At 67.6% G+C, this 1,110-nt stretch carries 1 protein-coding gene; it reads right to left on the bottom strand.

Annotated elements, in window-relative coordinates:
- Positions 1-996, bottom strand: a 996-nt coding sequence (locus ACWDNU_RS46625; RefSeq protein ID WP_449673550.1) for an MFS transporter, incomplete at its 3' end; no start/stop codon positions are given.
- Positions 997-1,110 lie beyond the last annotated feature (114 nt).

The raw sequence follows: 1,110 nt of genomic DNA, 5'->3' as shown, positions 1-1,110 counted from the left end.
GGAAGCCGGTCTGGACGCGGCCGTTGTCCTGGTCCGGATTCGGCAGCGGGTTCGGCGGGCCCCCGAGATCGTCGCCGTCGCGCCGTCGACGTATTGCAGGTAGGCGGGCAGATACGTCATCGAGCCGAGCATCGCGAACCCGACGATGAAGCTGAGCACCGACGACACCGTGAACACCCGGCTGTTGAACAACCGCATCGGCAGCATCGGCGCCACCGCCCGCTTCTCCACCATCACGAACGCGGTCAGCAGCACGGCCGCCAGCACGAACAGCCCGATGATCTGCCACGAGGCCCACGGATATTCGTTGCCGCCGAACTCCAGACCGAGGATCAGCGCCGAGACGCCGAGCGCGACCAGCCCGATGCCGAGGTAGTCGATCACCGGCCGCGCGACCGCGCGCAGATGCGGCAGCGTGCGCGCCGCCATCGCCACCATGATGATCGCCAGCGGCACATTGACGTAGAAGCACCAGCGCCAGCTCGCGTGATCGGTGAACAGCCCGCCCAGCGTCGGGCCGATCACCGTGGTGATGCCGAACACCGCGCCGAGCGCGCCCTGATACTTGCCGCGTTCGCGCAACGGGATGGTGTCGGCGATCAGCGCCATCGAGGTCACCATCAGCCCGCCGGCACCGACGCCCTGGATACCACGGGCCAGGATGAGCACGCCCATGCCGGGCGCCATGCCCGCCAGCGCCGAGCCCGCGATGAAGATGACGCCGCTGATCTGGAACAGCAGTTTGCGGCCGAACAGGTCGCCGAGTTTGCCCGCGAGCACGGTCGCGACGGCCTCGGCGAGCAGATACGCCGTCACCACCCAGGCCATGTGCCCCGCGCTGCCGAGATCGGCGACGATCGAGGGCAGCGCCGCCGACACGATGGTCTGATCGAGCGCGGCCATGAGCATGCCGAGCACGACCGTCGTGAAAATGAGATTGATCTTGGTCTTGCTCATCGGCTCGACGGGCTCGTCTACAGCAACACCATCCGACATGGCCTCAGTATGGGCTTTCCGACCGCGCACGGTGTCTCAGTGACACGGCAGCAATCGGACCGATACGTCAGCGGACGGCGTACCCGCCCAGGCCCGGCTCGAGCGCGTCGAACG

It is taken from the genome of Amycolatopsis sp. NPDC003676, assembly GCF_053587275.1.
The sequence above is the reverse complement of the archived record's forward strand: the minus strand, read 5'-3'. Positions and strand labels throughout refer to the sequence as shown.